The organism is Streptomyces sp. NPDC000880 (genome assembly GCF_053599675.1).
The window spans coordinates 1-3964 of the sequence record NZ_JBSFMS010000228.1 but is presented as its reverse complement, the minus strand read 5'-3'; the positions used below and the strand labels follow the sequence as shown (position 1 = coordinate 3964).

The following is a 3964-nucleotide window of genomic DNA, read 5'->3' as shown; positions in this document are numbered from 1 at the left end:
TGCTGCAGCGTCGCCCCGATGTCCGAAGTGCGCGTGGTCGTCATTGACTGCACCGAAACGGGGGCATCCCCGCCGACGGCCACCGAACCGACCTGGATCTTGCGGCTGACCCTCCGGTCGGCGAGCTTGGTCGGAACGGACGGCATTCCGAGAGAAATTGCAGTCATCTGCTGTGCAACCCCAAGGTGTGGATCGTGGTCCCGAGATCGGCGGGCTCCAGCCATCGAGATTACGGCACTGAGGTTCGGCCCAGCACATTGCGCCGTCGAATCCACCCAAAGGTGAATACAAAGGTGAACGCAGTGTGTGAACGCCCGGACACAAAGGGTGTCCGGGCGTTCACGCGAGGGTTTACTCAGCTGATCTTGACCGGGTTGACGATGTCGGCGACCAGCACGAGCAGGGTGAAGCAGATGAAGATCCCCGCCACGACGTATGCGACCGGCATCAGCTTGGCCACGTCGAAGGGACCGGGATCGGGACGCCGGAACAGCCTTGCGACGTTGCGGCGTACGGACTCCCACAGCGCCCCTGCGATGTGCCCGCCGTCCAGCGGCAGCAGCGGCAACATGTTGAACAGGAACAGCGAGAGGTTGAAGCCCGCGAGCAGCATCAGGAAGGTCGCGATGATGCTCTGCGTCGGGATGTCCAGGTTCAGCACCTCACCACTGATGCGCGCCGCGCCGACCACGCCCACCGGGGAGTCGGCCTTGCGCTCGCCGTCCGAGAAGGCCGCGTTCCAGAGGTCGGGGACCTTGGACGGGAGCGCGACGATGGACTCGACGCCGTTCTGGATCATGCCGCCCATGCGGTCGACGGATGCGCCGAAGGAGAGCGGGAGGATCTCGGTCTTCGCGGCGAACCCGAGATAGCCCGCCGGGACGTATTGGCCGGCGATGACCTGACCGTCCGCGTCCTTCTTGGCCACCAGGTTTTTGGCAAGCGTGGCCTCGAGGACCTGCTGCTTGCCGTCCCGCTCGACGGTGATGGTGGCTGGGCCGATCGTCTCTCGGATCTGGTTGGACAACGTGGTCCAGTCGGCGACGGGCCGGCCGTTGAAGGCGACGATCTTGTCGCCAGTCTTCAGGCCCGCGGCCTGGGCGGGCGAGACGGGGTCGCCCTTCTTGCAGATGTCGCGGGCCTCGCTCTGTGAGATGACGCACTTCTGCACACCCGCGACCTGGGTGGTCTGGGTGGCGAAACCGTAGGCCATCGCCACACCGAGGAAGATCGCGACGGCGAGGACCAGGTTCATGAACGGTCCCGCGAACATCACGATCACGCGCTTCCACGGCTTGCGCGTGTAAAAGAGACGGTTCTCGTCGCCGGGCTTCAGCTCCTCGAAGGCGGCCGAGCGGGCGTCCTCGATCATCCCGCGCCAGGGCGAGGTGGACCGTGCCTCGATCCGCCCGTCCTCCCCCGGCGGGAACATCCCGATCATGCGGATGTAGCCACCCATGGGGATGGCCTTGATGCCGTACTCCGTCTCGCCCTTGTGCCGGGACCAGAGGGTCGGGCCGAAGCCGACCATGTACTGGGGCACGCGGATGCCGAAGAGCTTGGCCGTCGAGAGGTGGCCCAGCTCGTGCCAGGCGATGGAGAACAGCAGCCCCACAGCGAACAGCGCTATGCCGAGGACCGTCAACAGAATCGTCATGCGCGAGCCTCCGCTGTCGCCTTCACTGCCAGTTCCCGGGCCCGCGACCGGGCCCAGGTCTCCGCTTCCAGGACGTCCGCCACCGTGAGCGAGGTTCCCTTGGCGGGCACACCGTGCTCGGCGACGACTTCGGTGACCGTATCCATGATTCCGTTGAACGGTAGCCGCCCGGCGAGAAACGCGTCCACGCACTCCTCGTTCGCGGCATTGAACACCGCCGGGGCCGTCCCGCCCAGCTCCCCCACGTGCCGGGCGAGTCCCACCGAAGGGAAGGCCTCGGTGTCGAGCGGGAAGAACTCCCACGTCGAGGCCTTGGACCAGTCGAAGGCGGGGGCCGCGTCCAAAACCCGCTCCGGCCAGCCGATGCCGAGGGCGATCGGGCCGCGCATGTCCGGCGGGGTGGCCTGAGCGATGGTCGAGCCGTCCGTGAACTCCACCATGGAGTGGACGTACGACTGAGGGTGGACGACGACCTCGATGCGGTCGAAGGGGATGTCGTAGAGCAGATGCGCCTCGATGACCTCAAGCCCCTTGTTGACCAGAGTCGCGGAGTTGATCGTGATCACCGGGCCCATCGCCCAGGTCGGGTGCGCGAGGGCGGCCTCTGGGGTGACGTCCGCCAGCTCCGCCTTCGAACGGCCGCGGAAGGGGCCGCCGGACGCGGTGACGACGAGCTTGCGTACGTCGGCCCTCGTCCCGGCCGCGAGGGCCTGGAAGAGGGCCGCGTGCTCGGAGTCGACCGGGATGATCTGGCCCGGCTTGGCGAGGGCCTGGACCAGCGGCCCGCCGACGATGAGCGACTCCTTGTTGGCGAGGGCGAGAGTCCGGCCGGCTTCGAGCGCGGCGAGGGTGGGGGCGAGGCCGATGGAGCCGGTGATGCCGTTGAGCACGGTGTGGCAGGCGGATGCGGCGATCTGGGTGGCCGCGTCGGGCCCGGCCAGGATCTCCGGCAGGGGCTCGGTGCCGAACTGCTCCGCGAGCGCCTCGCGCAGTGCGGGCACGACGTCCTCGCGGGCCACCGCGACCGTGTCGACCCGCAACTGCCGTGCCTGCTCGGCCAGGAGTCCGACGCGCCCGCCGGCGGCGGAGAGCGCGCTGACGCGAAAGCGGTCGGGGTTGCGCAGAACCAGATCGATGGCCTGTGTGCCGATGGACCCGGTGGACCCGAGGACGACGATGTCCCGGCGGCCTTCGGTCGCGTCGAAGACGATATGCGGGTCGGCGAGGGGGGATGGGCTGTCGCTCATGACCCCATTGTGGCCGCAAGTCCTGTGCGGCCGGACAGTGCGTCCCCGTGCACGCCCCTTCGTGCGCGCCCCCGTACGCTTCCCTACGCGCCGGGCTTGCGGCCCGCCTCGAACTTCTCCCACTGCGCCGTCATGATCTCCGCGGGCACCTCACCGATGTCCTTGGCACCGAGGAAATCGGCGCGGAAGGAGAGCGTGGTCGAGCCGGAGCGGACGACGGTGAGGTACTCGTACAGCTTCAGCTTCCCCTTCACATCGAGGATGGTGAAGCGGTACGCCTTGGCCTCGTCCCCGAAGGCGGGCGCCTTGGCGGGCTCCACCTTGAGGTATTTCGCCTTCGCGATGGCGCGCTCCTCGACGAAGCCGCCGGCGCATTGTGTGCCGGCGGCGGCGAGGGCCTTGATGACGGCGGCGGCCTCGCCCTTCGCGTACGAGCGCAGCTGTACGGCGACGCCGATTCCGGCCATCTCGTCGGCGACGTCGACCTCGCGGTTGACCTCGGCCGCGGGATCGTGCGCGGTGGCGCCCTCGGCGAGGCTGACGAGGGGCTGGCAGACGGCGGGGGCTGCGGTGTAGTCCTCGCCGAGCGGAGCGCCGAGGGTGAACTCCGATGCGGTGTACGGGCCGATCTTCTCGCCGTCGGTCAAGGAGACGGCCTTGAGCTGCGCCTCGGTCAGCGCCTTGGGGGCCGACGCGGATGCCCGCGGCTTGCCGTCGGCCTCGCCGCCCTTGCCGTCACTGCCGCCGCACGCGGCAACGCCGCTGAGCACGACCCCGACGAACACGGCGACCGCCGCGCGCCGCCCGCCACTCTGATTCCCCGCCCCGAACATCCCAGCCCCGTTTCCGTGTTGACCGTGATCAGACGGTACCGAACCGGCTCGCGCAGCCGGGCCATGTCGTGGAGATCGCGGTCACGGTGCGGGCGGATCCGCTCGCCGAGCTGACGCGGTCACGGTGCGGGCAGGTCCGCTCGCCGAGTTGAGCGTGGATACGCCGGCCGCCGCCAGGCAGTTGCAGCAGGACGGGCCCCAGCCGGTTGCCCAGGCCCTCTGCGCGA

The 3964-nt window shown here is 68.9% G+C and carries 4 protein-coding genes and 1 pseudogene; all 5 read right to left on the bottom strand.

The window, feature by feature from the left end:
* On the bottom strand, positions 1 to 167 hold a 167-nt coding region (locus tag ACWDO5_RS35425; protein WP_376700082.1), incomplete at its 3' end, for a flavodoxin-dependent (E)-4-hydroxy-3-methylbut-2-enyl-diphosphate synthase.
* Between the two features lie 188 nt (positions 168 to 355).
* Entirely contained in the window at positions 356 to 1657 is a 1302-nt protein-coding gene (locus ACWDO5_RS35420; protein ID WP_450534637.1) for a M50 family metallopeptidase, read from the bottom strand.
* Complete coding sequence (dxr, locus tag ACWDO5_RS35415; protein WP_450534636.1) at positions 1654 to 2904, bottom strand: 1-deoxy-D-xylulose-5-phosphate reductoisomerase; 1251 nt, start codon at positions 2902 to 2904, stop codon at positions 1654 to 1656. The genes ACWDO5_RS35420 and dxr overlap by 4 nt, the downstream gene beginning before the upstream one ends.
* Positions 2905 to 2987: 83 nt before the next feature.
* The gene (locus ACWDO5_RS35410; RefSeq protein WP_450534635.1) at positions 2988 to 3737 is read right to left on the bottom strand and encodes a hypothetical protein; all 750 of its coding nucleotides are present in this window, start codon (positions 3735 to 3737) and stop codon (positions 2988 to 2990) included.
* Positions 3738 to 3765: 28 nt separating this feature from the next.
* Positions 3766 to 3964, bottom strand: a pseudogene (locus ACWDO5_RS35405) (hypothetical protein); the annotation flags it as partial.

Coding starts and splice junctions, on each gene's coding strand:
- ACWDO5_RS35420 (WP_450534637.1), bottom strand. CDS start 1,657: ATGACGATTCTGTTGACGGTCCTCGGCATAGCGCTGTTCGCTGTGGGG.
- ACWDO5_RS35410 (WP_450534635.1), bottom strand. CDS start 3,737: ATGTTCGGGGCGGGGAATCAGAGTGGCGGGCGGCGCGCGGCGGTCGCC.
- dxr (WP_450534636.1), bottom strand. CDS start 2,904: ATGAGCGACAGCCCATCCCCCCTCGCCGACCCGCATATCGTCTTCGAC.